General features: G+C 48.7%; 30 protein-coding genes and 3 pseudogenes. 25 read left to right on the top strand and 8 right to left on the bottom strand.

The features are described from left to right. From ACWIUF_RS13145 to ACWIUF_RS13105, 9 genes and pseudogenes are all read left to right on the top strand, one after another. The coding region (locus ACWIUF_RS13145) for a DUF1156 domain-containing protein (protein WP_448572874.1) at nt 1-1,284 on the top strand (1,284 nt) is incomplete at its 5' end. Nucleotides 1,285-1,366: 82 nt separating this feature from the next. Continuing rightward, on the top strand, nt 1,367-1,939 hold the full coding sequence (locus ACWIUF_RS13140) for a Uma2 family endonuclease (protein ID WP_448572873.1): 573 nt from the start codon (nt 1,367-1,369) through the stop codon (nt 1,937-1,939). A 59-nt stretch (nt 1,940-1,998) separates the two neighbouring features. Then, a complete protein-coding gene (locus tag ACWIUF_RS13135) occupies nt 1,999-2,640 on the top strand; it encodes a Uma2 family endonuclease (protein WP_448572871.1) in 642 nt (213 codons plus the stop codon). A gap of 15 nt (nt 2,641-2,655) precedes the next feature. Next, nucleotides 2,656-3,021, top strand: a complete 366-nt coding sequence (locus tag ACWIUF_RS13130; protein WP_448572870.1) for a hypothetical protein — start codon at nt 2,656-2,658, stop codon at nt 3,019-3,021. A gap of 19 nt (nt 3,022-3,040) precedes the next feature. After that, nucleotides 3,041-6,451 carry a Swt1 family HEPN domain-containing protein gene (locus tag ACWIUF_RS13125; protein WP_448572868.1) on the top strand — a complete coding sequence of 1,137 codons (3,411 nt, stop codon included), beginning with the start codon at nt 3,041-3,043 and terminating at the stop codon, nt 6,449-6,451. 91 nt (nt 6,452-6,542) lie between these two features. Further along, nucleotides 6,543-6,704, top strand: coding sequence for a transposase (locus ACWIUF_RS13120; RefSeq protein ID WP_448572867.1), 162 nt, complete (start codon nt 6,543-6,545; stop codon nt 6,702-6,704). A gap of 67 nt (nt 6,705-6,771) precedes the next feature. Then, a pseudogene (locus ACWIUF_RS13115) lies at nt 6,772-6,868 on the top strand (transposase); the annotation flags it as partial. Nucleotides 6,869-6,933: 65 nt separating this feature from the next. Then, a pseudogene (locus ACWIUF_RS13110) lies at nt 6,934-7,064 on the top strand (transposase); the annotation flags it as partial. A gap of 251 nt (nt 7,065-7,315) precedes the next feature. Further along, nucleotides 7,316-7,501, top strand: a complete 186-nt coding sequence (locus ACWIUF_RS13105; protein WP_448572866.1) for a hypothetical protein — start codon at nt 7,316-7,318, stop codon at nt 7,499-7,501. A 170-nt stretch (nt 7,502-7,671) separates the two neighbouring features. Here the strand turns inward: ACWIUF_RS13105 and ACWIUF_RS13100 are convergent. Beyond that, a pseudogene (locus tag ACWIUF_RS13100) lies at nt 7,672-8,735 on the bottom strand (anion transporter). Between the two features lie 271 nt (nt 8,736-9,006). Here ACWIUF_RS13100 and hisB point away from each other — a divergent pair. Then, complete coding sequence (hisB, locus tag ACWIUF_RS13095; RefSeq protein WP_448572865.1) at nt 9,007-9,666, top strand: imidazoleglycerol-phosphate dehydratase HisB; 660 nt, start codon at nt 9,007-9,009, stop codon at nt 9,664-9,666. Between the two features lie 42 nt (nt 9,667-9,708). Here the strand turns inward: hisB and ACWIUF_RS13090 are convergent, their stop codons facing one another. Beyond that, entirely contained in the window at nt 9,709-9,891 is a 183-nt protein-coding gene (locus ACWIUF_RS13090; protein WP_448572864.1) for a hypothetical protein, read from the bottom strand. A gap of 289 nt (nt 9,892-10,180) precedes the next feature. On the opposite strand from ACWIUF_RS13090, the gene ACWIUF_RS13085 reads away from it, so the two are divergent. From ACWIUF_RS13085 to rnc, 4 genes are all read left to right on the top strand, one after another. After that, nucleotides 10,181-11,065 carry an alpha/beta fold hydrolase gene (locus ACWIUF_RS13085; RefSeq protein ID WP_448572863.1) on the top strand — a complete coding sequence of 295 codons (885 nt, stop codon included), beginning with the start codon at nt 10,181-10,183 and terminating at the stop codon, nt 11,063-11,065. 2 nt (nt 11,066-11,067) lie between these two features. Next, nucleotides 11,068-11,430, top strand: coding sequence for a hypothetical protein (locus ACWIUF_RS13080; RefSeq protein WP_448572862.1), 363 nt, complete (start codon nt 11,068-11,070; stop codon nt 11,428-11,430). A 334-nt stretch (nt 11,431-11,764) separates the two neighbouring features. Further along, entirely contained in the window at nt 11,765-12,082 is a 318-nt protein-coding gene (locus ACWIUF_RS13075; RefSeq protein WP_448572860.1) for an HNH endonuclease, read from the top strand. A 93-nt stretch (nt 12,083-12,175) separates the two neighbouring features. Then, on the top strand, nt 12,176-12,859 hold the full coding sequence (gene rnc / locus ACWIUF_RS13070) for a ribonuclease III (RefSeq protein WP_448572859.1): 684 nt from the start codon (nt 12,176-12,178) through the stop codon (nt 12,857-12,859). Between the two features lie 31 nt (nt 12,860-12,890). Here rnc and miaA read toward each other — a convergent pair whose 3' ends face one another. Beyond that, entirely contained in the window at nt 12,891-13,838 is a 948-nt protein-coding gene (gene miaA, locus ACWIUF_RS13065; protein ID WP_448572858.1) for a tRNA (adenosine(37)-N6)-dimethylallyltransferase MiaA, read from the bottom strand. Between the two features lie 202 nt (nt 13,839-14,040). Between miaA and gyrB the strand changes: the two genes are divergently transcribed. Further along, nucleotides 14,041-15,963, top strand: a complete 1,923-nt coding sequence (gyrB, locus tag ACWIUF_RS13060; RefSeq protein ID WP_448572857.1) for a DNA topoisomerase (ATP-hydrolyzing) subunit B — start codon at nt 14,041-14,043, stop codon at nt 15,961-15,963. Nucleotides 15,964-15,985: 22 nt separating this feature from the next. Continuing rightward, a complete protein-coding gene (locus ACWIUF_RS13055) occupies nt 15,986-16,240 on the top strand; it encodes a hypothetical protein (protein ID WP_448572856.1) in 255 nt (84 codons plus the stop codon). A 91-nt stretch (nt 16,241-16,331) separates the two neighbouring features. Here the strand turns inward: ACWIUF_RS13055 and ACWIUF_RS13050 are convergent, their stop codons facing one another. Continuing rightward, complete coding sequence (locus tag ACWIUF_RS13050; protein ID WP_448572855.1) at nt 16,332-16,550, bottom strand: RNA-binding S4 domain-containing protein; 219 nt, start codon at nt 16,548-16,550, stop codon at nt 16,332-16,334. Between the two features lie 513 nt (nt 16,551-17,063). Here ACWIUF_RS13050 and ACWIUF_RS13045 point away from each other — a divergent pair. Both ACWIUF_RS13045 and ACWIUF_RS13040 read left to right on the top strand, forming a co-directional pair. Continuing rightward, nucleotides 17,064-18,167, top strand: coding sequence for an AAA family ATPase (locus ACWIUF_RS13045; protein WP_448572854.1), 1,104 nt, complete (start codon nt 17,064-17,066; stop codon nt 18,165-18,167). Nucleotides 18,168-18,196: 29 nt separating this feature from the next. Continuing rightward, complete coding sequence (locus ACWIUF_RS13040) at nt 18,197-18,658, top strand: hypothetical protein (protein WP_448572853.1); 462 nt, start codon at nt 18,197-18,199, stop codon at nt 18,656-18,658. Nucleotides 18,659-19,191: 533 nt separating this feature from the next. On the opposite strand, the gene ACWIUF_RS13035 is transcribed toward ACWIUF_RS13040, so the two are convergent. Further along, a complete protein-coding gene (locus tag ACWIUF_RS13035; protein WP_448572852.1) occupies nt 19,192-19,755 on the bottom strand; it encodes a Uma2 family endonuclease in 564 nt (187 codons plus the stop codon). 304 nt (nt 19,756-20,059) lie between these two features. On the opposite strand from ACWIUF_RS13035, the gene ACWIUF_RS13030 reads away from it, so the two are divergent. From ACWIUF_RS13030 to ACWIUF_RS13000, 7 genes are all read left to right on the top strand, one after another. After that, nucleotides 20,060-20,338: a hypothetical protein gene (locus ACWIUF_RS13030; RefSeq protein WP_448572851.1), complete on the top strand. Its 279-nt coding sequence runs from the start codon at nt 20,060-20,062 to the stop codon at nt 20,336-20,338. A gap of 142 nt (nt 20,339-20,480) precedes the next feature. After that, on the top strand, nt 20,481-20,882 hold the full coding sequence (locus ACWIUF_RS13025; protein ID WP_448572850.1) for a hypothetical protein: 402 nt from the start codon (nt 20,481-20,483) through the stop codon (nt 20,880-20,882). 41 nt (nt 20,883-20,923) lie between these two features. Next, nucleotides 20,924-21,148 (top strand): DUF433 domain-containing protein, encoded by a 225-nt coding sequence (locus tag ACWIUF_RS13020; protein WP_448572849.1) that lies wholly within the window; start codon nt 20,924-20,926, stop codon nt 21,146-21,148. Continuing rightward, nucleotides 21,145-21,477 carry a DUF5615 family PIN-like protein gene (locus ACWIUF_RS13015; RefSeq protein ID WP_448572848.1) on the top strand — a complete coding sequence of 111 codons (333 nt, stop codon included), beginning with the start codon at nt 21,145-21,147 and terminating at the stop codon, nt 21,475-21,477. Before ACWIUF_RS13020 ends, ACWIUF_RS13015 begins: the two co-directional genes overlap by 4 nt. A gap of 725 nt (nt 21,478-22,202) precedes the next feature. Next, a complete protein-coding gene (locus tag ACWIUF_RS13010) occupies nt 22,203-22,427 on the top strand; it encodes a hypothetical protein (protein WP_448572847.1) in 225 nt (74 codons plus the stop codon). A gap of 363 nt (nt 22,428-22,790) precedes the next feature. Then, nucleotides 22,791-23,009 carry a hypothetical protein gene (locus ACWIUF_RS13005; RefSeq protein ID WP_448572846.1) on the top strand — a complete coding sequence of 73 codons (219 nt, stop codon included), beginning with the start codon at nt 22,791-22,793 and terminating at the stop codon, nt 23,007-23,009. Between the two features lie 148 nt (nt 23,010-23,157). After that, on the top strand, nt 23,158-24,507 hold the full coding sequence (locus tag ACWIUF_RS13000) for a DUF4145 domain-containing protein (protein WP_448572845.1): 1,350 nt from the start codon (nt 23,158-23,160) through the stop codon (nt 24,505-24,507). A 203-nt stretch (nt 24,508-24,710) separates the two neighbouring features. On the opposite strand, the gene ACWIUF_RS12995 is transcribed toward ACWIUF_RS13000, so the two are convergent. From ACWIUF_RS12995 to ACWIUF_RS12985, 3 genes are all read right to left on the bottom strand, one after another. Continuing rightward, entirely contained in the window at nt 24,711-25,097 is a 387-nt protein-coding gene (locus ACWIUF_RS12995) for a HEPN domain-containing protein (protein ID WP_448572844.1), read from the bottom strand. Further along, nucleotides 25,094-25,435: a nucleotidyltransferase domain-containing protein gene (locus ACWIUF_RS12990; protein ID WP_448572843.1), complete on the bottom strand. Its 342-nt coding sequence runs from the start codon at nt 25,433-25,435 to the stop codon at nt 25,094-25,096. The genes ACWIUF_RS12995 and ACWIUF_RS12990 overlap by 4 nt, the downstream gene beginning before the upstream one ends. Before the next feature lie 173 nt (nt 25,436-25,608). Then, complete coding sequence (locus ACWIUF_RS12985; RefSeq protein ID WP_448572842.1) at nt 25,609-26,025, bottom strand: hypothetical protein; 417 nt, start codon at nt 26,023-26,025, stop codon at nt 25,609-25,611. Between the last annotated feature and the right edge of the window lie 269 nt (nt 26,026-26,294).

The raw sequence follows: 26,294 nt of genomic DNA, 5'->3' as shown, positions 1-26,294 counted from the left end.
GATCCGCCCTACTACGACGCAGTGCCCTATGCAGACCTTTCCGACTTCTTCTACGTTTGGTTGCGTCGCTCCCTTGGCTCTATTGATCCCAACATTTTCAACACGGTTCTAGTTCCCAAAGCTCAGGAAATGGTGGCCGATCATTTCCGACATGGCAGCAAGGATAAAGCCAAAGAGTTTTTTGAAGCCAGCCTGATCAAAGTTTTCCATCGCGCAAACCAACTCAGCCATGACGATTACCCTGTCACGGTTTATTACGCCCTGAAGCAAACGGAAGAAGACCCCTCACCCCCCGACCCCCTCTCCCAAAATGGGCGAGGGGGAGAAGAGGATGTAGACAATGCTCCGGTTCCCCTCTCCCGCTCTGGGAGAGGGGCTAGGGGTGAGGGCAGAGCTTCAACGGGCTGGGAAACTATTCTAGAAGGCTTAATCCAGTCAAACTTCAGCATTGATGGCACCTGGCCTCTGCGTACTGAACTTGCTAACCGAATGCGCGGCCAAGCGTCCAACGCCCTCGCCTCCTCCATCGTCCTTGTCTGCCGCCCCCGCTCCACCAACGCCCCCAAAATCACCCGTCGCCAATTCCTCACCGAACTCAAACGTGACCTTCCTAGAGCACTCAAAACCCTCCAGCAAGGCAACATTGCCCCCGTCGATCTTGCCCAAGCCAGCATCGGACCGGGCATGGCCATCTACTCCCAATATGCCGCCGTCCTGGAAAACGATGGCACCCCCATGCGCGTCCGCACCGCCCTGCAACTGATCAACCAACTCCTCGACGAATACCTCACCGAGCAAGAAGGTGAATTCGACAGCGACACCCGTTGGGCACTCACCTGGTTTGAGCAGCACCAGTTCGAGCCAGGGCAGTATGGCGATGCCGAAACCCTCAGCAAAGCCAAAAATACCAGTGTTCAGGGCATGGTCGAAGCGGGCATCCTAGAAGCCAAGGGCGGCAAAGTGCGCCTGCTCAAACGCAGCGAACTCAAGTCAGACTGGAATCCCAACAGCGACAACCGCACACCCGACTGGGAAATCGCCCAGTATCTCATCCATCAACTCGAAACCCAGGGCGAAACGGGTGCCGCCGAACTACTGGCCAACCTGGGCAACCGGGGCGAAATTGCCCGCGACCTCGCCTATCGGCTCTATAGCCTGTGCGACCGGAGAGGCTGGACACAGGAGGCGATCGCCTATAACAGCCTCGTCATCGCCTGGCCCGAAATCAGTCGGTTAGCATCGGAGGTAAAACCCAACAACCCCATCCAAACCCGCCTGCTTTAACCTTTGTGCCCTCTGTGCCTCTGTGGTGAAAACAAACCACGAAGACACAAAGAACACAAAGAGTTCCCTTAAGGAGACGCCCATGATTGCCCTCAACCTCCGACCTACCCTCACCCTAACCGATGACGTCTTTGAGCAACTCTGCCAGCAGAACCCTGACCTGCGACTGGAACGCACCGCCCAAGGAGAACTGATCGCCATGTCCCCTGCTGGAAGTGAAAGTGGATATCGTAATGCCGATCTGCTCGGTCAACTCTGGCAGTGGAATCGACAGAGGCAATTAGGAATTGTGTTCGACTCCTCCGCAGGCTTTACCCTCCCCAATGGGGCTATCCGCTCTCCTGATGCTGCTTGGATTGCCAAGGCCCGCTGGGATGCCCTCACCCCAGCGCAGCGCCAGAAATTTGCCCCCATCTGTCCTGATTTTGTCCTAGAACTCAAATCTCCCAGTGATGACCTCGCCCCGCTGCAAGCCAAACTGCAAGAATATATCGACAATGGCGCTCAATTGGGTTGGTTGATTGATCCAGAACTTCAGCACGTTTATGTCTATCGTCCGGGGGAATTAGTGCAAGTCTGGGAGCGTCCAGCTAGCCTCCCTGGCGACCCCGTGCTGCCCAACTTTGTGATGGATTTGACGCTGATCTGGAATTAGGGAAAAACCACAAAGGCACGAAGAACACGAAGAATTTCCAATTCCTACTTACTCAGACGATGGTGACATTACAACTCCGACAACTCACGGTTCCACCGGGTCAGCGCCTCCTGATCCAAGATCTGGATTGGTCAGCGTTTGAAGCCATTCTCGATGACCTAGGCGAAAAGCGCTCTAGCCGCATTGCCTACAGCGACGGAATTTTGGAAATCCGAATGCCACTACCCAAACATGAGCGAGAGAAATCCATTCTTGGCGATATTGTCAAAATCCTTCTAGACGAATTGGAAATTGACTGCGAATGTTTTGGCTCGACCACCTTCAAGCGGCAAGAAATGAACTATGGGATTGAACCGGATGAATGCTTCTATATCCAAAACCACGCGACGATGATTGGCAAGGATCGGCTAGATTTATCGATTGATCCACCGCCGGATCTGGCTATTGAGGTTGATGTCACCTCCAAAACCCAGATCGATGCCTACACCCGCTTAGGTGTTCCCGAACTCTGGGTCTATGAGGATACTGAGTTAAAGATCTACGTCCTGCGATCCGGGCAATATCAACATTCTGCTACTAGCCCAACCTTTCCTGATCTGCCGATTCTGGTCTGGGTATCAGAAGTCTTAGAGCAAAGTCGAGCGATCGGTCGCAGCCCTGCCCTACGCGCCTTCCGCCAAAAAATCCGCTCAACCCTGTAAACCGGAGCATTATCTATGAATACTCAATTAGTTGAGTCCATTATTCAGGTGGTACAAGCTTTACCCAAAGCTGAACAGCCTCTACTCATCGAGCGACTAAATCGACTGCTACCCCAAGTCGAATCTTCAGAGCCATCGCCTGCCGCAACTACGGAAGAAGAAGATATTGATCCAGAAGCTTGGGAAGTGTGGCAAACCCTTGGTGATGATGCGGTTGAAGGCAAACTCGAAAACCCATCCATCAACCACGATCGCTATCTTTACACTAGGTCATTTACGGATTGTACATCCTACGTGGTTATGAAACAGCACCGCATTACAGAGGTATTTACGTTCGATCATCACTTTTCACAAATGGGCTTTATTCCTTGTCCTAACTAAGCTGGAGTCTCTCTATCCTATGGCCATTAGCAACCACGAACGCGTCGGACGCGCCCTCAATCTACTCCACCAAGGACTCTATCCCTTCGTAGAACGGGAGATGAAAGCCGTTCATGGCGATCGCTGGCTGATCCCTGCCTCCGCCAGCTTGCCTGATAGTTACGTCAAATACAAAAAAGTCGAAGATGTCCTGCGGGAAGATGTCTCCGCCTTGCTAATTGTGATGTGGGAGCAGTGGAACACTATCTTTAAGCAAACTCTGGGGCAGTCTGAACGCACGCTGGTGAGCGAACTCCGCACCACCCGCAACGACTGGGCGCATACATCTAGCTTTAGCTTCGATGATGCCTATCGTGCCCTCGATAGCGTCAACCGTCTGCTCACCGCCATTTCTGCCCCCGAAGCCCCCGAAGTCGAAAAACAGAAGCAAGAACTTTTACGGACTCGCTATGAAGAACAGGCGCGGCAGCAAACCCGGCGGGCAACCGTAACCCCCACCGAAGGCCAGCCCCAAACCGGACTCAAACCCTGGCGCGACATTGCTACACCCCACCCCGATGTCGCCTCCGGTAACTTCCAGCAGGCCGAATTCGCCGCCGACCTTTGGCAGGTGTATCTCGACGAAGGCGCTGACGAATACCGCGACCCCACCGAATTCTATCGCCGCACCTACCTCACCGAGGGGCTGCAACAACTGCTGACCAACGCCCTCAAACGCCTCAGCGGCCAAGGCGGCGACCCGGTGATTGAACTGCAAACCAACTTTGGCGGTGGCAAAACCCACGCTATGCTGGCTCTCTACCACCTTGCCTCATCTCCCCTCTCCCCCCATGGGAGAGGGGCCAGGGGTGAGGGCCTCCTGCCCGGTCTAGAACCCATTTTCCAAGCCACGGGTATTCAGCACCTCCCTCAAAACGTCAATATCGCTGTCTTGGTGGGCAACAAGCTACAGCCCAGCGGCATCATCCCCTATGGCCCCGACACAGCCAAGCGCCCTGCAATTAAAACCCTGTGGGGTGAACTGGCCTGGCAACTGGGTGGAGCCGAAGGGTATGAGCTAGTGCGGCAGGCGGATGAAACCGCTACCAATCCCGGCGATACCCTCACCCACTTATTTAACCGCTATGCCCCCTGTTTGATCCTGATCGATGAATGGGTGGCCTATGCCCGCCAACTCCACGACGATCCTGACCTGGCCGGGGGCAGTTTTGATACCCAGTTCACCTTTGCCCAAACCCTGAGTGAATCTGCCAAAAACGCTAAGAATACCTTGCTGGTGGTGAGTATTCCGTCGTCGGATATTGAAATTGGGGGTGAGCGTGGCAAGGAAGCGTTGGATCGTTTAAAGAATGCGATCGGTCGCGTCGAATCGCCCTGGCGACCGGCCAGTGCTGAAGAAAGCTTTGAAATCGTTCGCCGCCGCTTGTTTCAGTCCATGACCGACCCCAGCCTCTTTGTGCAGCGGGATGCTGTCGTCAAAGCCTTTATGGATCTGTACCGTAACCAAAGTCAGGAGTTTCCCGCTGAATGTAAAGAAAGTGACTACGAACGGCGACTCAAGGCCGCCTATCCCATCCATCCGGAATTATTCGATCGCCTCTATACCGACTGGTCTACCCTCGACAAATTCCAACGCACCCGCGGCGTGCTGCGCCTGATGGCCAAAGTCATCCACACCTTATGGGAACGTGACGACAAAAGCCTGATGATCCTGCCAGCCCACATTCCGATCGACGATCAACAGGTGCAGTCCGAACTCACTCGCTACTTAGAAGACAACTGGCTGCCTGTGATTGATAAGGATGTGGATGGTGCTCATTCCCTACCCCTCACCCTCGATCGCAATAATCCCAACCTAGGGCGCTATTCCGCCTGCCGCCGTGTCGCCCGTACCGTCTATATGGGGTCTGCCCCCACCCTCCGCGCTGCCAATCGCGGCATCGAAGATCGCCGCATCAAGCTGGGTTGCGTCCAGCCTGGCGAAAATAGCGCGATCTTTGGGGATGCCCTGCGCCGGCTCACGGATCAGGCTACCTATCTCTACGTTGACGGCAATCGCTACTGGGTTTCCACCCAGCCCAACGTCAACCGCACCGCCCAAGAACGGGCCGAGCAACTGTTGGGCGATCGCCACCCCGTTTGGGAAGAAATCATCAAGCGCCTTAAAGCCGATACCAAAGCCGACAAAAACCGAGGCGAATTCAGCGCCGTCCATATCGCCCCCGACTCCACCGCCGACATTCCCGACGACTCCACCCTTGGTGTCCGGTTGGTGGTGCTGCCTCCCCAATATCCCCATAGCAAAAACACTGACGACAGCCCCGCCCGCCAGTGGGTCGAAAATGCCCTGAACTATCGGGGCAGCAGTCCTCGCTATTACAAAAACACCCTGCTGTTCCTAGCACCCGATCAATCCAAAATTGAAACGCTTGCACGCAATACCGCTCAATATTTGGCATGGCGTGCGATTGTCGATGAAAAAGATGCGCTCAACCTGGATGTGTTCCAAAGTAAGCAGGCAGACACGAAACTGAAACAATTCGATGAGATCGTCAAAACCAGTCTGCGGGAAACCTACCAGTGGCTGCTGATTCCTACCCAACCCGATGCTCAGGGCAGTATCGAGTGGAAAGAAACTCGACTGCAAGGGGCAGATTCCCCCATCCTGCAAGCGAGCCGCAAAGCGAGTCATGAAGGCGACCTGCTGCCCACATACTCTGCCACCAACCTACGCCTCGAAGCCCTGGATCGGTTTCTCTGGCGCGATACGAATCACATCGACCTTAAACGGCTATGGGATTACTTAACGCAATACCTCTATCTCCCGCGTCTAAAAGATCAAAACGTTCTGCTGACCGTTGTTCGAGAAGGTGTCGCCTCAACCGTGTGGGCCGATAACTTTGCCTATGCCGAAGGCTTTGATGAGGCTAGGAGTAGGTATCTCGGTCTGCAAGTGGCAACGGGCATCAGCCCTAGCATCAGCCCCCAAAGCTTGCTGGTTAAACCAGAGGTGGCTCAAAAGCAACTGGAGGAAGAGCAGAGAAATGAGGCAAGAGGAGAGAGGCAAGAGGAGAGAGGAGAGAGAAATGAGAATAGAGATCCATCCTCGCCCACTTCTCGCTTCTCACTTCTAACTCCTCCTTCTTCCCCCCTCACTCCTCACTCCTCACTTCTCACTTCTACTTCCCCCCCTGCCCCCCGTAGATTCTATGGCAGCGTCGATCTGGATGCAATGCGGATTAACCGCGATGCCTCGGCGATCGCCAACGAGGTCATTCAACACTTAACCGCGTTGCAGGGGGCAACAGTCAAAATCACCCTGGAGATTGAAGCAGACATCCCGGAAGGGGTTCCTGATGATGTTGCGCGTACGATTATGGAAAATTGTCGAACACTCAAGTTCAACAATCAGTCCTTTGAACAGGAATAAAAGCTAATTTGTAAAGTAAACCTTAAGGGACAGCCGTGGCGACTTCAGTCGAGTTTATCGTACGGATGATCTGAGTTCAAGCCGAATCACCATGAGTCGTCTGCCGCAAGTTGCCCAAGCCCAGCGTCAACCCTACCCCAATGACTTGAGTGATGCTGAGTGGGCCGTCCTCGCACCACTCTTGCCGCAACCGAAAGGGTTTGGCCATCCCCGCACTGAGGAAATAGGAGAGAGAAAAGAGAAAAGAGAATAGAGATCCATCCTCGCTCACTTCTCACTCCTCACTCCTCACTCCTCAGTTTGCGATTTTCTATGTGCAACGCAGTGGCTGCCAATGGGAAATGTTGCCCCATGACTAGCCACCATATTCAACGGTTTATGGCTATTTTCGTAAATGGCAACGCCAAGGTATCTGGGCGGCTCGCCATGACCAACTGCGAGCGCGACTGCGGGAGAAGTTGGGCCATGCACCCGAATCAAGGGTGGCGATTGCCGATTCCCAGTCCGTGAAGACGGCAGAAAAAAGGGGGCGGTTTACGGTTATGACGGTGGCAAAAAGGTTAAAGGCCGTAAACGCCATATCGTCGTAGACTCGCAGGGTTTTGTCATTCGCCAGCGCAGGCTTATCTGTTTGAGCACGTCACCCTCTGGGGTGAGGTCAGCGGTCACTTAGCCACGGCGCAACTGCCCACCGCTCAGGATAGCTGGGCCGTTTTCAGCAACCACCCCCCTTCGCTACAAACCTTTGCCCTCTATCGACAACGCTTTGGCGGCATTGAGCCGCATTTTAAGGACTACAAATCGGCGGCCTTTGACGTGCTGGCGACGGGGATACGGGATGCGTCGGCTTTGTGTTGTCTATTCATGCTGCTCGACTGTGCCATTTTAGTCGCCTTAATCGTCGGGTTAATCTTGGTCTGGGCCGGACAACGCACCCAGCTTGACTGGCATGGAGAGCGCGGTTTGAGTTTTCTGCAACTCGGCTTGCGGCGCATTGCCCAGTTGGGGTATCTCGGTTTACCCTTACCGCAATTGCGTTTAGTCGCATGATAACGATTTGAATTGAGGCACGTTGAGATTTTGGGTGTGGTTTTGCCAGCAGCACTGGAACTACTACGTTCTGGTGAAAAGTTAGTGGAGATCGGACAGTGGCAGAACCCAGGTCATCCCACGAATTACTTTAAACCCCTCAAGATTCTGTCAGTTTAACTGAGATTCGCCTAGCGGAGAGCAACCCAAACATAGGTGATGACAACGGTCATGAGGGTGAGGGGTAACCCAAAACGGAGATGCTGCCAGAAAGAGAGGGGACACCCTGCCGAGGCGGCGGCTTCGACCATAATCAAATTGGCAACAGAGCCGAATAGGGTCAGGTTGCCCGCCAACGTTGAGCCAGTCGCCAGAAGTAGCCAGTTCTCCGTATTTCCTGGCGCGATCGCCCCTTGTAATAACAACACCGCTGGTACGTTGGAAATCAGATTAGAGAGCACCACGGTGATTGCCAAGAGACCCACCGGATCGGCTACCCACACCGCTGCTCCCGTCAATAGCTGCAACGATCGCACACACGCCGTCAGGATAAACAGTCCCGAAAACAACACCAACAGCGACCAGTCCACCTGCCGTAAGACCCGCTCTGCTTTAATGCGTCGGGTAACCAACAGGGCGGCAGCGGCTAAAAATGCTGATTCCGCTAGGGGGAGACCCACCACAAAAGCCGTGAGAAGCACACCGGTAATGATCAGCGTTTTCACCAACAAGGCGCGATGGTAGCGAAAGCGAGGTAAGTCCGGGAAGGTACAGGGGGCCAGCGATCGCACCTCTGGATACAGCAGCCATAGTAACCCCATTTGTACCCCCAACCCAACGATCGCCACTGGCACCAACGCCTGGGCAAAGTCCAGGTAGCCAATTCCGGAAAACGCCCCCACAAGAATATTCTGGGGATTCCCACTCAAGGTTGCCAGGGAGCCAATATTAGTCGCCCCCGCGATCGCCAGCAGGTAGGGAATGGGATTGAGTTTCAGCGATCGCGTCAATTGCAAGGTCAACGGTGTACTGACCAGGGCTAGGGTATCGTTGAGGAAAAAGGCGATAGGAGACCCGTCCCCACCGTAAGCAACCCCAACAGGCCCAAGGGACTGCGGGTTAGGCGTAATAGGGAAAGCAGCGCCAGGTTGAAAAAGCCCGCATAGGACAGGTAGGCATTCACCACCATCATGCTCAGTAAAAACACAATCGTGTTGGCATCGATCGCCTGCCAAGCTGCCTCTAAACTGAGCATTCCTAATCCGACTAGGATCGCCGCACTGACTAGGGCGATCGTGGCACGATTCATGCGCAATCCCGGCACCGAGCCAATTCCCAGCGCGACATAGCTGAGCACTAATACGATAACTTGTAGCCCAGTGAGCGCGTTGGACATCCCAAAAGTAACTGTCTAGAGGCGGTTATCCCCAAAGGGAGTAGCTACCCGTGCCAGTGATCGATTCGGTCAACGCTTAAAATAGTCGCATACTCAGCTAAAGTGCTCAATTACTCCCTAACGTTAACCTATGCAAACCCAAGATCGTCCCCCCGACACCTTACGCCTGTCCGAACTTGATTCGCCAACAGCAACGCTACGCGAACGCACTGCCACCGTGCGCCGCACCACAGGTGAAACGGATGTGTTCGTGAGCCTTAACCTGGACGGTACCGGCCAATGTAACACCCAGACCGGGATTCCCTTCCTAGATCACATGCTGCACCAGATTGCCTCCCACGGCCTGATTGACCTGGATATCCAAGCCACAGGTGATCTACATATCGATGATCACCATACGAATGAAGATGTGGGGATTACCCTGGGGCAAGCGCTACACCAGGCCCTCGGCGATCGCCAAGGCATCGTGCGGTTTGGTAACTTTCTCGCACCGCTGGATGAAGCCCTCGTCCAAGTCGTGCTGGATTTTTCTGGGCGGCCCCATCTCAGTTACGGCCTCAGCATTCCCACCGAACGCGTGGGCACCTACGATACGCAATTGGTGCGGGAATTTTTTGTCGCGATCGTGAATCATGCCCAGTTAACCTTACATATTCGCCAACTGGATGGCATCAATTCACACCATATTATTGAAGCCACTTTCAAAGCCTTTGCCCGGTCTCTGCGGATGGCGGTAGCGGTTGATCCGCGCCGGGTAGATGCAATTCCTAGCTCAAAAGGAGTTCTGTAGGTTGCGGGAGGCAACATGGCTGAGGGACCGATCGCGCGTCCCTCAGTCGTCCCCCTGGAGAGTCAACAACCGGGATTCTAGAGCGGCAATCTCAGTGACACTTTGCCGGGGGGAGACCACGACCTTGCCACTGGGATACACGTAACAGATTGTATTTTTACCCAGGGTACGAGCCTGGTGGGGAGCGTCAGCCGGCAGTGATCGGGATGAGGTCAAACCATGCATAGGGACAGTATCCAGAAAATTACTTTAGGTGGATGTACTGGCTCCATTATGCGAAACCCAGCGATGAGTTGACTGGGATGTGGGGGCACTTCAGGTGAAGTTACGATGAAAGTTTCAGTCGTCAACTTTACAAACCGAGCAGCTAGCTGGCCACTTGGAAATCCCAGATCATTCCAGGCCATCGTCGCTAAAGTTAGTGCTAGGCTGATGATCGGGCTATTCTCAACCGTTGCTGGGGAGCACCGTCCCTGCCCCAGTCATCCAACATAACAGCTTTAGATAATTCAACATGACAGCTTTAGATTTAGGGTGGCAACACCAATTTATTGAAACCAACCATGTGCGCTTGCACTACGTCACCCAAGGGGAGGGGGATCTGGTTGTGCTATTGCATGGTTTCCCAGAATTTTGGTACTCCTGGCGTTTTCAGATCCCAGCCCTCGCTCGTTATTTTAAGGTGGTCGCACCGGACTTGCGAGGCTACAACGATTCCGAGAAGCCCAGTAATGGTTACGATCTGGATACCCTGGCAACGGATATTCAGGGCTTAATCCAGCAGTTGGGGTATCTCAAGGCCCATGTGATTGGTCATGACTGGGGCGGCACGATCGCGTGGCACATGGCGCAACTCTTCCCGGACTGTTTGAACCGACTGGCCATCCTCAATGCCCCCCATCCTCAACGCTTGCGGCAACTATTGCTCACGAGTCCAGAGCAATGGCAACGCAGTTGGTACCTCCTGGCCTTCCAGATTCCTGGCCTCCCGGAATGGGTGATTCGCCAGAATTTACCCGAATTTGTCAAGCGCGTGTTCCAGGATCATGCCGTGCGGAAGGGCGCATTTTCCACGGAAGATACCCAGCCCTATCAGATGGCCCTCGCCAAACCGGGTGCCCTGGCCGCAGCCCTAAACTATTACCGACAACTATTCTGGACTTGGCTACAACAGGGCGCACGCTCGCTAACTCCAGTAACGGCCCCAACGTTGGTGTTATGGGGCGAAGAGGATGCCTTCCTCAGCCCTGCCCTCTTGCAGGGGTTAGAATCCTTTGTGAAGGCCCCCCTCCAGATCCAATCGATCCCTCACTGTGGCCATTGGATACAAATGGAAGCCCCCCAGACAGTGAACCGTGCCTTAATCGAATTTCTGCGGGGGCAACCAAACAAATCATGATAATGATTACACCCGCAGAGATAGATGACTTGCGATCGCAGTTGGCCGATCAAGCCCAGGCACTGGAAGCGCTGGCCGTAATCGCCGATTGCGAAGGGGATTTGGGGGATGCGGCGATCGTCCTAGCGCTACGTGCCCAACAATCCCCGGAGGAGGCGGGCGAGGACTGGCTGGCAAGTTTAGCTAAACGGTGTCGGCCTCTGCTGTGTGAAGCAAATGTACAGGCGGACCTCCAGGCTAATCAATGGTCGCTGGCGTTTGCGCAAGTTTTAGCAAGTCAATGGGTCCCCCCCTTGTTAGTTTTGCCGGTGGTCCTCTATGCCGTGAAGACGGGCCTCGATCGGTTTTGTCCCTCCGATAGATAAGGGGGATGGGCAAAAATTTTGCGAGGAGATACTTTCCGGTGATTTTAAATCTTGAGATCTGCCCCTTGACAGACAAAATAGACTCCGTTTAGAGTAAGATCATGCCAACGAATATCAGTACCTAGATATTCGTCTCATGATCACTATCTTTATGCCATCAGATAATTTCGTATACAGTATGCTGGTTTAGCACTTACCCAGTAAATTCTAAACCGTAAGCGCTAAACCTTCATGCTGTACGTGAGCTTATCTGATGGTTTGAGATAATGCCTATGAGACGGTTATGCGGGTAATCAGCTAGAACTCCCAGGCACAGGTGCCGGGGCCAGTTCTGATGTTTGATATTCCGGTGCTACTCAGCCATTTGTGGAGTACATACGGTATGTCCCCCAAACAAAAACGCTCTAAGAAAGATCAGCTTATCCGTGAATATGGTTCATGTTGCTGGTGGTGTCGAAAGCAATTGCCCGCAGACACACTCACTCTGGATCATCTCAAACCCAAGAGCAAGGGTGGTTCCAATTCTTTAGAGAATCTGCGGCTGTCCTGCTTCCAGTGTAATAATTCTCGTGGAAATAGTCTTTATCCACCTAGGCAATTGTTTACACCAGCAATCTCCATCTTCATATTTTGTTTGATGCTTTTTAAATAATGGGGTATAGCAGGGGCTTAGCCCCTGTATCCCTTGCAATTTGTGTTTAGGACTTGTACACAACAAACCTTGCCTGACTTACTGAGGAGAAAAATGCATAAGCTTTTGATTTTCAATGATGAGAAGTTGCTACGTCGTGCGCTAACCCATCGTTCGTATGTTAGTGAGAATCCGGGAGAATTAGAAGACAATGAGCGTTTGGAGTTTCTTGGTGATGCCATCCTAAATTTCATCAGTGGGGAATACCTCTATACAATTCATCCCGAACTGGACGAGGGTGAAATGACCCGTCGTCGGGCAGCCCTTGTCGATGAGAAGCAACTGGCTCGATTTGCAGTTGAAGTTGGTCTAGACTTCAGGATGCGGCTAGGCCAAGGGACAATTCGTGCAGGTGGTTTTCAAAACCCGAATTTACTGAGTAGCACTTTTGAAGCTGTCATTGGCGCCTATTATTTAGATAAGAATCGAGACATTGAGGCAGTGCGTCCTTTAGTGGAAGAGCTATTTGATTCCGTACCTGAAGGAGTCATGACTGTCCGTTCTAATCTAGACTCTAAAAATAAATTCCAGGAATTTATACAGGCGAATGGGAGCACCTCTCTACCTAGATACTTAACTGAAAAAGTAGGCGGGACAGACCATGCACCAGAATTTCTAGCTAAGGTATACGTGGACGATAAGCCCTATGGTGAGGGAAAAGGCCGTAGTAAAAAGGAGGCTGAGAAAAAAGCTGCTGAAGATGCGCTATCCAAACTGAAAAAACGAGGATTACTCTAAGATTAGAGATTTTATTGCGAGACGATCGCGATCAGGTAAGTTTCAAAAATTCTCGTATCTCTTGCCATACAACATCCACTAAATCAGGCCGATCGCAGTCAAACCACTCGATACTAGAACTCGCCCGAAACCAGGTGCGTTGTTGCTTAGCAAATTGGCGCGTATGCAGAATAATTTGATCTTTAGTTTGTGCCAGCGATAATTGACCGTCCAGGTATTGCATCACCTCTTGATAGCCGAGGGTCTGTAACAAAGGCAGATCGGCCCCATAGCGATCGCGCAAGGCCATTACCTCTGTCACTAGGCCCATCTCCAGCATTTGTTCAGTTCGAGCCGTGATCCGCCTGATGAGATCATCTGGAGTCGGCGCATCAAGACCAATCTGCAAAATCGGGTAATGCGGGGGAGACTCGCCCTGTTGCTGGGAAATCGGGATACCAGTCACGTAGAACACCTCTAGGGCACGCAAGGTTCGACGACGATCGTGGGCATGAATCCTGGCCGCTGCTGCCGGATCAATCTGTTGCAGCATGGCATAGGTTTGGCACTGGTCCAGGTGTTCTAATTGCGATCGCAACGCTGGCTGCGGTGAGACCCTCGGAATTTTCATCCCCCGAACAATGGATTTAATGTAAAGTCCAGTCCCTCCCACCAAAAGCGGTGGTTGCACGCAACCCATCGACGTGATTGCCTGGGCAGCATGATGGCAGCCACGAATCAGGGCTTGCGCTTGGGCCTGGTACTCGGAAACCGTGAGCGTTGTAGTGGGTTCAGCAATATCAATCAGGTAATGGGGCACTAACTGTTGCTCCTGCGGCAGGGGTTTCGCCGTTCCAATATCAAACCCACGGTAAACCTGCCGGGAGTCTGCGCTCAGAATGACCGCCGATAAGCGTTGCGCTAAACTCAGGGCAAGCCGCGACTTGCCCGTGGCTGTAGGGCCACAAATCACAATCAGGGTGGGAACAAACGAAAACATAGACAGTACAATTGAATTACAAAATCCCGATTAACTCACAAGCCTTGGCCAAGGCCGGGAACGCTCTATTGCACCCCTCCTGAAAATCCTACTGGAAAGGACCCTAGCGGCGCGTTTAACCCTTTTGTGTTAGAATCTTGGCGGGTTTTTAACTCTCTCGGCCCGAAGGCCGCCTCAAGTCAAATTTAGGAGCGATCCATCCATGACCACAGACTACGGTGCCGAACAGATTCAGGTACTTGAAGGGCTTGAACCCGTTCGTAAGCGTCCGGGGATGTACATTGGCAGTACCGGGCCACGGGGATTGCACCACCTAGTATACGAAGTGGTGGATAACTCTGTCGATGAGGCGCTGGCGGGTTACTGTACCCATATTCAGGTGGATTTGAATGCGGATGGGTCAGTCACGGTGCAGGATGATGGCCGGGGGATTCCCACGGATATTCACCCCCGGACGGGCAAGTCGGCCCTGGAAACAGTGATGACGGTTCTCCACGCGGGCGGTAAGTTTGGGGGCGGGGGCTATAAGGTCTCTGGGGGCTTGCACGGGGTCGGGATCTCGGTGGTGAATGCCCTCTCAGAATGGGTTGAGGTAACGGTTTGGCGCGATCGCCAGGTTCATAAACAACGCTACGAACGTGGAGTCCCCGTTACCGAATTGACCACGGAGGCCGCCCCAGGTAACCAAACCGGGACCCAGGTGACTTTCATGCCCGATGCCCAAATTTTCACCACGGGCACGGATTTTGACTATGCCACCCTGGCCGGTCGGTTGCGGGAATTGGCTTACCTCAATGCGGGGGTTGAAATTCGCTTTACCGATCGTCGTCAAGCGGAACCCCGCCAAGACATCTTCCACTATGCGGGGGGTATTCGCGAGTACATTGCCTACATGAACGTTGACAAACAGGTGTTGCACGAGGAGGTCATTTACGTTCAGGGCGAACGCAATGGTGTCCATGTCGAGGTTGCGCTTCAGTGGTGTGCTGATGCCTATAATGACAATTTGCTGGGGTTTGCCAATAATATCCGCACGATCGACGGTGGCACCCATCTAGAAGGCTTGAAAGCGGTTCTCACCCGCACGATCAATGCCATTGCCCGTAAGCGCAATAAGCTCAAGGAAAACACCCCCAACTTGGGCGGGGAAAATGTCCGCGAAGGCTTAACGGGTGTAATTTCGGTCAAGGTACCAAATCCAGAATTTGAGGGGCAAACCAAGACCAAGTTGGGCAATACGGAGGTCCGGGGGATTGTTGATTCGTTGGTGGGTGAAACCTTAACTGAATATTTGGAGTTTCGGCCCGCGATCGCGGACTCAGTCATTGATAAAGCGATTCAAGCCTTTAATGCAGCAGAAGCCGCCCGTCGGGCTAGGGAATTAGTTCGCCGCAAATCGGTACTGGAATCCTCAACCTTGCCAGGTAAACTAGCTGATTGCAGTTCCCGCGATCCTTCGGAATCAGAAATCTATATCGTTGAAGGTGATTCCGCTGGTGGGAGTGCAAAACAAGGTAGAGATCGCCGCTTCCAAGCCATCCTACCCCTACGTGGCAAAATTCTTAACATTGAAAAAACCGACGATGCCAAGATCTACAAAAATGCAGAAATTCAAGCCTTAATTACGGCTCTGGGTTTAGGCATTAAAGGCGAAGATTTCGATGTTTCCCAGTTGCGTTACCATCGCATTATCATTATGACTGACGCTGATGTAGATGGTGCTCACATTCGGACGCTGCTGCTCACCTTTTTTTATCGCTATCAACGATCGCTCGTGGATCAGGGCTATATCTACATTGCCTGTCCGCCCCTCTATAAAGTTGAGCGGGGTCGCAACCACTACTATTGCTACAGCGATCGCGAACTCCAAGAGCGCCTGAGTAGCTTTCCTGAAAATGCCAACTACACGATCCAGCGCTTTAAAGGGTTGGGGGAAATGATGCCCGAACAACTTTGGGATACCACCATGAACCCAGAAACCCGCACGCTCAAACAGGTGGAAATTGAAGATGCTGCCGAAGCCGATCGCATTTTCACTGTCTTGATGGGTGATCGTGTGGCCCCGCGTCGGGAGTTTATTGAAACCTACGGTCCTAAACTGAATCTCACCGACTTAGATATTTAGTTTAGATATTTAGGCAGAGGCCATGAGTGTAGAACACTGGACAGATGAGCGGTTGGCTCAACTGGCGCGGTTAGTCGAATCAAATGCCTGCCAAATCGAATCCAATAGTCGCACGATTCAGGCCCTCGCTGACCTTGCGGCTGAGGATCGCCAGGAACGGGCTGCCATACTGCAATCGATTCGTGAGATGCAGCAAGAGATCCGGGGGGTACAAACGGAGAATCGCTGGATTCTCGACCTATTGTTGAATGAACGTCGGGACGAGCCAGAGGACTAGCGATCGACTTTCCCTGACACTATCCAGAATTTGTGGCCCAGAATTTGTGGCGTGGGATCGTCAACTCCCGCAGGATCGGGATCAGAATTCCCTAAGGCGCAGGGTCTGGCAACTCAACCGTGAAGGATTGTCCCCCAACCGTGACGCGATCGCCCGTCTTTAACTGACGTCCCCGTTGGGTGACCCGTTCCCCATTCACCCTGACTTCCCCAGCCTGGATGATCATCTTGGCCTGCCCCCCTGTGGCTGTCACCCCAACCCACTTGAGGAACTGGTCCAACTTAATCTGTTTTGGGTGATCCGATTCCATGCCGGGGTGCCCTCTGCCTACTCTTAAAGGATTCGCTTTGCCTGCTGCCAGCATACAGGAAAACTGCCCTGAGATGGGCTACAGTTGGACGATCGCAGTGTTCCAACGAGCCGGAGGAACACTGTTACTCTATTTGCGATTCTACAGATGTATTAGGCAGTTGTCTGGCTCTAAGACTGTGTTGGTGCGAACGGCATAAAGTTTGTCGGTGAGAGTTCAAAGCCATCATCGCTGGCGATCGCTCCTGCTCCAATGGCTAGTTCTACCTCTAAACGATTAGACTGATGACTGCGATCGGTTGGGAAGAGGAGTTGGGGCGGATGGTCTGCTTGACGCGATCGAACAGATGGGCGGCGGTGGCGATCGCTAGTTTGGCATCCTAATGCAGTGACGGATCACACTCAGATTGCAGGTGTTATCATTTAAAAGTGACGGATAAGGTCAATAGTGTAGACTGATTAAATAGGCTGTCTCAAAAAAACTTCACTTTCAAAAATTCAGAGTTACTTTTCTATGATCCAAAGGCTGTATGTACATAACTTTAGATGCTTAGAGAATTTTGAATTTTCTCTCAAGGAAATGTCATCCGCACTTTTAGTTGGAAGAAATGGTGTGGGTAAGTCAACCATTGCTAGTTCTCTAGAGCTATTTCAGAGCATTGGTAGAGGTGTCAATAGAGTTGGTAAACTAGTTCAGCCTAAAGACTTTTCTCTCAACAGATCTAATGTTCCAATCCGATTTGAAATAGAGGTAATAATTGGAAATACTTTGTACAAGTATGTACTTGCACTGGAGTTGCCAGAAGGCTTTAGAGAACTTCGAGTACTTGAAGAACAATTGTTAGTCTCAGGAGAACCAATTTACTCTAGAAAAGAAGCCCAAGTGACTCTTACTTCACGAAATCGAGAGGCTCAGTTCTTGGTGGATTGGCATCTTATCGCCCTTCCAGTAATCCAAGAACAATCCGAAACTGATCCGCTTCGTATTTTCAGGACTTGGCTTGCACGAATGATTATTCTAGCTCCAATTCCAAGCTTGATAACTGGAGACTCCAACGGTGAGACCTTGGAACCAAAGCGAGATGGTTCAAATTTTGGAGAGTGGTTCTCAGGGGTGCTGAGTCGCTATCCTGCCGCTTATAAAGAGATAGATAAATATCTCCAAGCAGTAATGCCTGATATTAGCGATATTCAAAATGAATTAGTCGGCAAAGACTTTAAGAGTATGATTGTCAGGTTTGAAAAGAATAATACAAACTTGACTATTGAATTTAAAGATTTGTCTGATGGAGAGAAATGCTTTTTCCTTTGTGCAGTTGTCCTAGCTGCCAACAAATACTATGGTCCACTTTTCTGCTTTTGGGACGAGCCTGATAATTATCTTTCTTTATCAGAAATTGGACATTTTGTTATTTCACTACGACGTTCTTTCAAAAATAGTGGGCAACTTTTAGCAACATCACACAATGAAGAGACTATCAGAAAATTTTCGAGTGAAAACACTTTTTTACTTGATCGAAAAAGCCATCTAGAACCAACTTTGATTCGATCATTGAGTGAGATATCTATTAGTGGTGATCTTATAGATAGCTTAATCCTTGGTGATGCAGAATTATGAGCGTTAACAAGTACTTGCCACATATCCTTGTGTTGCCTGAAGACAAAGCTGATGCAGACATAGCAACTGGGTTTTCGCTTCATCCTCAACTCAGCAATGAGCGTTCAATTCAGGTTTTACCACCTGCTGGTGGTTGGATCGCAGTAGCAGAAAAGTTTAGAAGGGATCATGTATCTAAAATGCGACTGTACTCAGACAGACGGATGGTTTTGCTGATTGACTTCGACAAACGCGATATAGGTAACCGATTTGAGTTTATAAATCAACAGATTCCAGATGACTTAAAAGATAGAGTGTTTATCCTAGGTGTTGCAGACGAGCCGGAAATCTTACAGAAGAGCCTTGGAAAGAGCCTTGAGTTAATTGGAGAGACTCTTGCAACTAATTGTTCTAATAATACTTATGGATTATGGGAACATGATCTTCTCAAGCATAACAAAACTGAGTTGGAACGCATGATTTCTTCTGTCAGACCATTTCTTTTTAATTAATTTAGATAAAGCTTTGCACTTAGTTATTGGTTACAGACAATGTCTATGTATCGACTCTCAGCGTACTGCCACGAAATATCTATCTAACAATACCCGTGCACTCGATCGTTAAACGGTTGTCTCTGAGTATCAGCAATTATCTACGATGGGTGATGGGCAACGTTATTTAACTTGAGCACAATAATAACGCCATCTTAAATCATTTGTAAGACAGATCAAGGCAGAATAACGGCGGGAAATACTTCCGGTCCTACCTCCTCTCATAAATCACCTAGGATTGCTATATTCTTCGGTACGATCTCACTTAAAGCCTACATTTTAGAAAAGTACAATCGCATACAAGGCTACGAAACCTAAACGCGATGGATGAGGCGGGCCGCGAAAAAGCCCAACTCTATGAGGGCCGATCGCTCCTGCTCCAAGGGGTGGCCCTACCTCCAAACGATTAGACTGATAACCGCGATCGGTTGGGAAGAGGAGTTGGGGCGGATGGTCTGCTTGACGCGATCGGGCAGACAGGTGTGGCTCTAGTTTCACTCCATTAACCAGCTAAACAGAGATCCTACTGTGAGGTTAAAGTTTTGAGCAAACTCTGGCACTGGCAATCGCATTTCTGGTTCATCATAGACAGTCGTTGGCTGATCCGGTAGATAAACAAAAACGGATTGTTCATCTGGATCAATCAGCCATCCCATCTGTGTTCCATACTTAAGGCAGTGCAGAATATTTTTGATAACTTTAGTTTGGCTCTGATCTGGTGAAAGAATTTCGATTGTCCAATCTGGGGCAATTGAGAAAACATTAGCTACCCCGCCATTTTCCTTGCGTGGAATTCTACCCCACAGGAATACAGCAATATCAGGGACGATTGAGCGTCCACCAAAAGTACAACGTAACTCTGTGAAAGCTCGTGCGATCTGTTGGGGCTTGAGGACCAAATTAATTGCAGGCGCTAATTCAGTTTGAACTACACTGTGCTCCCCTTGTGGCATTGGTTTCTGGATGATAAGCCCATCAATGTACTCGCTGGCGGGTTCTGTCTCTGGCAACTGTAGAAATTCCTCTAACGTAAGGGTTTTAGCAGGAGTTTGTACCATTTTAAGACTCTCTTAAGAGGAGCACTGTTACTCTATTTGCTATTCTACAGATGTATTAGGCAGTTGTCTTGATCTAAGACTGCATTGGTGCGAACGGCATAAAGTTTGTCGGTGAGAGTTCAAGGCTATTATCGCTGGCGATCGCTCATGGCCCAAGGGGTGGCTCTACCTCTAAACGAATAGACAGGTGACACGGTTGACAGCACAGGTGGCATAAGGTTATGTCAGCTTAAGTTGGGTTGTTGGGCACTTTGGCAGACAGCTATAATAACGCTATGTCGCTCAAGTTGTCTGGAATCTATATATGAGCCAGCAGTTGACTCTAGAAATCAGTGATGAAGTCTACGCTGACCTACAGCGCAAGGCCAATGCAGTAGGAATTTCCATAACGGAGTGGATAGTTGCCGTCCTCAGTAGGCAGGGCGCGGTAGCTAACAGGGTGATACTGTCTCTAGAGCAGCAAGAACAAGCACGGCAAAAGTTTAAAAGTCATGCAGGGGCAATTAGTCTAGGGTACGCAACGGGGCCAGACAACGAAGGAATTGATGCAGACCTTGCAAAGGCTTATGCCGATGAGTATTAACGGCGGAATGTCTTATTTGATGAATAAAACTCCAAATCTAGGTGTTATCAAGCAGATTCGTATGATTAAGATCCTAATATCTGAACTTATCGATCAGATTTGACGTTGAATACCTAGTTATGCGACTTCGTAGTTAGCCAAATTGGAAAGGCTTGAAGGTATGTTTAATGATAATAAGCCTATTCCTGGACTTCCAAATATTGACGCACTTGATGTCCTCGACTTAGGAGGGGAATTCCCCAAAATGTTAGATAACTTGGTAATGTCAAGCTGCGTCATCAAAGTTGAAGGAGAATTGGCACAGCAGGTAGCGAATCTATGGCGGCAACTAAAACCTAGTCAATCAGCCCGTTGTCATATGCCACCATTTGGATTAAGGTTTTATTGTAAAGGAGAGTTAATCCTGCAAGCATCGATATGCTGGGAGTGTAACAATATATATCTATGGCAAAAAGATAATCCTTTTCTATTTCTATATGGTGTAGATCTGGAACAACCTTCTGCCAAGAAGCTATTCTCTCTATTAGAGGGAATCATGAAATAAATTTTATCCCAGCCCAGTTCCTCCAAAAATAGGGATCAGTTATGGACTATCAAAGCATTATTACAATTGAACCTGGAAAGCGTAGTGGTAAGCCATGTATTCGAGGGATGCGAATTACTGTGTATGACATCTTGGAATATCTGGCAGGTGGGATGACAGAAGCAGAGATCCTGGAGGATTTTTCTGAACTTACCTCAGAGGATATAAAAGCCTGTCTTGCTTTTGCCGCAGATCGTGAGAAAAAGTTATTTGTGGCATCGTTGTGAAACTGCTTTTAGATGAGAACCTATCTGACCGAATCATTCCCAGGATTATCGATCTATATCCGAGTTCTGAGCATGTCAAGAAGCTAGGACTGATCAATACGGATGACGCAGTGATCTGGGAATATGCAAAGACGAACAGTTTTATGATTGTTTCCAAAGATTCTGACTTTCATCAACGTAGTTTACTTTATGGCCATCCACCCAAGTTTATTTATCTTCGAGTTGGCAATTGCCCAACATCGAAGATTGCTCAAATATTGAGAGATAGCTTGGACACGATCGTTCAGTTTGAAAGCAATGAAACAGAAAGTCTTCTGGTATTGATGTAGTGTAGAACCGCTGCATGGCAATTCCGTTGCACACCGACTGTACAGAGCTTCTTCGCTGAGATTGAGAGATTACTAGCGGCGGGTGACCGTGGTTGTTAACTTGAACTGAACAATACTTTGTTGCGCGATCGCCGTTGCCGCTTACAGTTTAGAGAAGTACGATCGCATCACTGTCGATTGAGACGAGGCTACGGAACCTCAACACACGGGATGAGACGAGCGATCGCAAAAAGGCCCAACTCTATGAGGAGCGATCGCTCATGGTCCAAGGGGTGGTCCTACCTCCAAACGAATAGACTGATGACCGCGATCGCGGGGAAGGGCAGTTGGGTCGTAGGGTCTGCTTGACGCGATCGGGCAGACAGGGCAGCGGTAGTGATTTGCTGACTTGACATCATGATACAATGATGGATAATACCTAGATTTCAGGTGTTATCATTTAAAAGTGATGGATAACAGTCCGTTTTCCCTAGCTTAAACGTTAAAAGTGACGAATAAAACCTCAGAATGCTGACATTAGGTGTCAAGTTTGATTAATAAAACCCCAAATCCAGGTGTTATCAAGCAGATCTGCATGACTAAGATCCCAATATCTAGACTTACTCTGTCAAATCTGACGTTGAATACCTAGTTAGACGGCTTAGGCTATCGGTGGGGACTGTAACGCAAGGATACCTTTAGGGATGCAATTTTTAAGTCGGTGATGTTCTGTGTAACTCGTAAGTATGATCAAAAAATCTACAAAGCATCTTCCTACTCTTTTTGAAAAAGCTGCTCACGATACCTGGAAGCGGCTGAAAGCTAGTTTGGAATTAGGTATCTCTCAAAATGAAACAACTATTACAGATATTATTTTGCTAGATCTGAAAGCTGCAAAATGCCCATTTCTGCACGTTATTAAGACACCACAAAATCTTGAGTCTTCACAAGGCACTGATTGGGAGTGGTAGATTGGAGCGCACAATATTGGTTGGCTACGCTACGCACTTCAAGCTAAAAAGGTTGATCTATCTTCTCTGAGATATGACGATTTGGCACACAAAGTAAACGGCAAGCTACAGTTAGATATTCTGCGTTCCTACTCGTCAGCAAACAGAGCACTGGGGAGGTACTGCTTTTACAACTATACAAGTTCTGTACAGCAAGAAGATCATTGGCACTGTAATCTTCCTTACGATTCCAGTCAATTTGGTTGTTCTATAGCTACCTTAAACACTGTCTCTAAAGCTATCAATACTTGGGGGTGCCGTGATTTTAACTTTATACATTCTGAATCTTCAACATTACCGTTTCGGTGTTTAGTTACTTGTCCCATGATTCTATCTGTTTATGCAGGGGCAACTCGTTTTTCTCCTGGGTTTGAAGATTATGAAAATGTCCATATTTTTGAATCTCTTCCACGCAATATCCAAGAAGGAATTGAGACAGGTTCTTTTGAAGGGTGGGATTCAGATTTCTACAGCAATGAGATTCGGTATCGTCCTGAAAGAATACTTGTTGCGGAACTGCCTTACTGGACAAACCGAGTCTAGATCAGATTCCACCCGCCTAACACGTCACGGCAGCGGACGGGCGAAAGCCTCTGGTACTGAGTTCAAGTTTATCTGCCGTCGCTGCGTTTTGCCGTTAGTTGCCCAATAGCAACATAAAAGGTAAAAACTCATTTATAGGCTTGGTCTTATGTTAATGGCTATTTATGATGGTCTACATTTCCTAGATCTTAACAATATGTTTCGTAATACAGCTTGGTCATCTCTATATTATGCTAGTGAATCAGTTGAAGACCCAGTTATTAGCAGCTTGAGCCACTTTAGAAGTATTTGCAATAAGCTTGATATAAAACTTGAGAATACATATTTTTGGAATAAATGGAATAAAGATTGGTTAACAAGAGATCAAGAACCATATATTTTTCTTGTTTCTGGGCATCCATCTTCGTTGCAAATTGAACAGATTCTTAATTTTATTAGGAGAGGCTCAAATCTAGTTATAGTTGCCCCTCCCTGGCAAATGGTTGCACCCACTTCAGGATCATTTCGTGATCTCCATGAAAGTTTCTTGGAAACCTTAAATTTGCATATTGGTTGCTCTATTAAAGAAGTGAGAGATATTTCACTCGATAAAGGCCGTATTTTCTACGTTGAGAATCCAGACAAGATCAATGACTATGAGCTAGAACCCGGACCTTTTGGGCCACTTGATGAATCAAAAAAGATCGAAAAAGAAAAGGATATAGAACTATTTATTCAAAAAATTAGCACCTTTCAGGTTCCATTCCTTGACTGTCAAATTCGTTCTGTTCCAGCATCCTGGCCTCAAGACCACTCCTTAGTGGTTGAAATAGAGATTCTTCAACATAGTTTTGAAATTCTAGATGAAGCTATTGTAAGACTTGAGATGCCTTCTACTTTTGAACCGTTGTCAACTACGGAAATTCAAGTCGAAAATATTCATCCAAACTCTAAACGTTCTCTTGGTTTCTTGGTGGTTCCTCGTTTGAGAGGTAGTTATCATAACCCATTCGAGATTCAAATTTCTTATTCTGACAATCGAGAACGTAAAGTTTTTTTGCCAGACAGCCAACTTGAGATCATAGGAAACTTGCCAGATTTGTTGCGTACCTCGCGTCCGGTCAACGTTGATCTTGCTTCATCTCTTCCAAAGTACGAATTAAAATTACAACCTTTGGCAACAGCCTCCACCCTTATTGAATTACTAAGTATTGATCCTGATTCTGTTGTAGTGAAAGTTCGTAAAATAGGCGAACATCTTTGTAAATCTATCGCTCGTAACAATCTTAATGATTACAATTCAAGATGGACATTTTCTGACACCACTAAGAAACTTTTTGATGCTTCAGTTCTAAGTCCAAAGGCCAAAGGCTATATTGATACAATTAGAGTTTTTGGTAATTTAGCTGCCCATGCAGATGGTTCAGATGTTACTAGTTTTGATCATGAAGATGCCCTTTCTGTGTGCTACGCACTTGTACTATTTCTAAAGGAAGTAACAGAAGCAAATCTAATATGATCTAAATACCTGTAAACACCTAACAAGTCACAGTAGCGGAGGGATGAAAGCTGCTGATGCTTAGTTTAAGAGTATCTGTCGCCGCTGCGTTTTGCCGTTATATGACCTGAACTGAATAATACTTTTCGATGCGATCGCCGTTGCAACTTGTATTTTGGGAAAGTACGATTCAATATTAAATAAATTTTGTTTATTAAAAGATTTTATTCCAGCCGTAAGATAGATCGAACTTTATCTAAGAATTCACTCGCAATTGTAATTGCTTGAATAGCTTCCTCGCCAGAAACCTTCCTAACTTCTCCATAATCACCAACTTGCCGTAGTTCAGCCAGCCAGTTGATATCTCTACCAAGACCTTTCTCCATCTCACCAGTTTTGGCAAAGTTAAGACTAATGGCTCGTAAAACTCCACTGTGACTGTTAAAGTTCAAGCCTCTGGAGAGTAAGAGGGCTGATGCAGCATGAAAAACTGTATAGTAGGCACGAGATGCCGAGTCATCAAGTAATTCAGATGCCAAAAGTAGCCTTGCCGCTTGTAACGATGCCTCTGCTCGTTCCAGCTTAGCTTGAATTTCCTCAGAGTAGTTCACAGAAAAATACCCTCTTTCTGGATATTTCGATAAAGCTGGGTAATACCCGCCTCCAACTCATCCGGATCAGCAGGTTTAGCAGAAATCCAATGACTGGATTCCAACTGTAGTGGATACAAAATATCGACGATGCTACGGAGTTCTTGAGAAGGATTTAAAGGTTTTTCTAGAAGGACTAACAAGTCAATATCGCTATCAGGAGTCAGTTCTTGACGAGCAGCAGAGCCGAACAGCACCAGTCCCTTAAATTTTGCACCATAGTGCTCAACTAAAGCTTGCCTGCAAGCATCAAGAATCGGCTTGATGGATAGTTCTGAGATTTGGGTAGAGGTTTGCATTGTCATGGACCGGAAGAAGATGTCAACTTCTTTGTCGCGAACCAAGGGTATCCAGTCTGGTCACCGTACAATTGCTCTAGAGCAGCTAATGTCTTGATGGAGCTTCTGGCAATAAAGCGGCAAGAGAAGCATGGTTAACACCTGGCAAAAGGATTGAAGCGGGCAATTACTAGTTAGTTTAATAAATCTTGAATTGGATTTAGATCTGGCATTCGAAAACGTAGATAATCTTCACTAGCAAGTGTGAAACGCCCATTGTTAACAACAAGTTCAGGGAGAATGCTTAAATCTTTTAATGTCAGGACATTTTGTTGTGCAATCTCTATATTCTCTAGCTCGCACATAGAATTTTCTAACTTCATTAGAAGGTTGGGACAACATAAAAACTGATAAACAACATTTTCTAAGATAAAGATAGGTATTACCACAGGTTTTCCTGAAGCGGTTTCTACATCATCACTTTCATAGTATTTCCAACATCCTTTGATACTAATACCCTTTTTACTTAAGGATTTTTGACATGAGTTCATAATTGGACCGTCATGATCATTTATGCCAACTGCGATGGAAATGACTACATACTCATCCAATAAAGATGTTTCTTCATTTTCAATTATTTCTGTATAGTAGCCAAGTACTAAAGATCTAATATTTGGAAATAAGAGCGTTTTCCTGTTGATAACTTTCAGAAGCCGACTAATCTCTTGATGAGGTTGGATAGCAGAAGTGTTGAATCCAGATATAAAACTTTACACTTGAGGGTGCGAGAGTCATACAAGCGTTTCTGGAAGCAAATCGTAGCTCCAATGGACGAGCGAACAGCGACGGCTGAGTTCTAGTTGCAAATAGCGAAACTTGT

This window comes from Trichothermofontia sp., assembly GCF_053493415.1.
This window is presented reverse-complemented; position numbering and strand designations above follow the sequence as displayed.

Coding starts and splice junctions, on each gene's coding strand:
- ACWIUF_RS13140 (WP_448572873.1), top strand. CDS start 1,367: ATGATTGCCCTCAACCTCCGACCTACCCTCACCCTAACCGATGACGTC.
- ACWIUF_RS13135 (WP_448572871.1), top strand. CDS start 1,999: ATGGTGACATTACAACTCCGACAACTCACGGTTCCACCGGGTCAGCGC.
- ACWIUF_RS13130 (WP_448572870.1), top strand. CDS start 2,656: ATGAATACTCAATTAGTTGAGTCCATTATTCAGGTGGTACAAGCTTTA.
- ACWIUF_RS13125 (WP_448572868.1), top strand. CDS start 3,041: ATGGCCATTAGCAACCACGAACGCGTCGGACGCGCCCTCAATCTACTC.
- ACWIUF_RS13120 (WP_448572867.1), top strand. CDS start 6,543: ATGAGTCGTCTGCCGCAAGTTGCCCAAGCCCAGCGTCAACCCTACCCC.
- ACWIUF_RS13105 (WP_448572866.1), top strand. CDS start 7,316: ATGCTGCTCGACTGTGCCATTTTAGTCGCCTTAATCGTCGGGTTAATC.
- hisB (WP_448572865.1), top strand. CDS start 9,007: ATGCAAACCCAAGATCGTCCCCCCGACACCTTACGCCTGTCCGAACTT.
- ACWIUF_RS13090 (WP_448572864.1), bottom strand. CDS start 9,891: ATGCATGGTTTGACCTCATCCCGATCACTGCCGGCTGACGCTCCCCAC.
- ACWIUF_RS13085 (WP_448572863.1), top strand. CDS start 10,181: ATGACAGCTTTAGATTTAGGGTGGCAACACCAATTTATTGAAACCAAC.
- ACWIUF_RS13080 (WP_448572862.1), top strand. CDS start 11,068: ATGATTACACCCGCAGAGATAGATGACTTGCGATCGCAGTTGGCCGAT.
- ACWIUF_RS13075 (WP_448572860.1), top strand. CDS start 11,765: ATGTTTGATATTCCGGTGCTACTCAGCCATTTGTGGAGTACATACGGT.
- rnc (WP_448572859.1), top strand. CDS start 12,176: ATGCATAAGCTTTTGATTTTCAATGATGAGAAGTTGCTACGTCGTGCG.
- miaA (WP_448572858.1), bottom strand. CDS start 13,838: ATGTTTTCGTTTGTTCCCACCCTGATTGTGATTTGTGGCCCTACAGCC.
- gyrB (WP_448572857.1), top strand. CDS start 14,041: ATGACCACAGACTACGGTGCCGAACAGATTCAGGTACTTGAAGGGCTT.
- ACWIUF_RS13055 (WP_448572856.1), top strand. CDS start 15,986: ATGAGTGTAGAACACTGGACAGATGAGCGGTTGGCTCAACTGGCGCGG.
- ACWIUF_RS13050 (WP_448572855.1), bottom strand. CDS start 16,550: ATGGAATCGGATCACCCAAAACAGATTAAGTTGGACCAGTTCCTCAAG.
- ACWIUF_RS13045 (WP_448572854.1), top strand. CDS start 17,064: ATGATCCAAAGGCTGTATGTACATAACTTTAGATGCTTAGAGAATTTT.
- ACWIUF_RS13035 (WP_448572852.1), bottom strand. CDS start 19,755: ATGGTACAAACTCCTGCTAAAACCCTTACGTTAGAGGAATTTCTACAG.
- ACWIUF_RS13030 (WP_448572851.1), top strand. CDS start 20,060: ATGAGCCAGCAGTTGACTCTAGAAATCAGTGATGAAGTCTACGCTGAC.
- ACWIUF_RS13020 (WP_448572849.1), top strand. CDS start 20,924: ATGGACTATCAAAGCATTATTACAATTGAACCTGGAAAGCGTAGTGGT.
- ACWIUF_RS13010 (WP_448572847.1), top strand. CDS start 22,203: ATGATCAAAAAATCTACAAAGCATCTTCCTACTCTTTTTGAAAAAGCT.
- ACWIUF_RS13005 (WP_448572846.1), top strand. CDS start 22,791: ATGATTCTATCTGTTTATGCAGGGGCAACTCGTTTTTCTCCTGGGTTT.
- ACWIUF_RS13000 (WP_448572845.1), top strand. CDS start 23,158: ATGTTAATGGCTATTTATGATGGTCTACATTTCCTAGATCTTAACAAT.
- ACWIUF_RS12990 (WP_448572843.1), bottom strand. CDS start 25,435: ATGCAAACCTCTACCCAAATCTCAGAACTATCCATCAAGCCGATTCTT.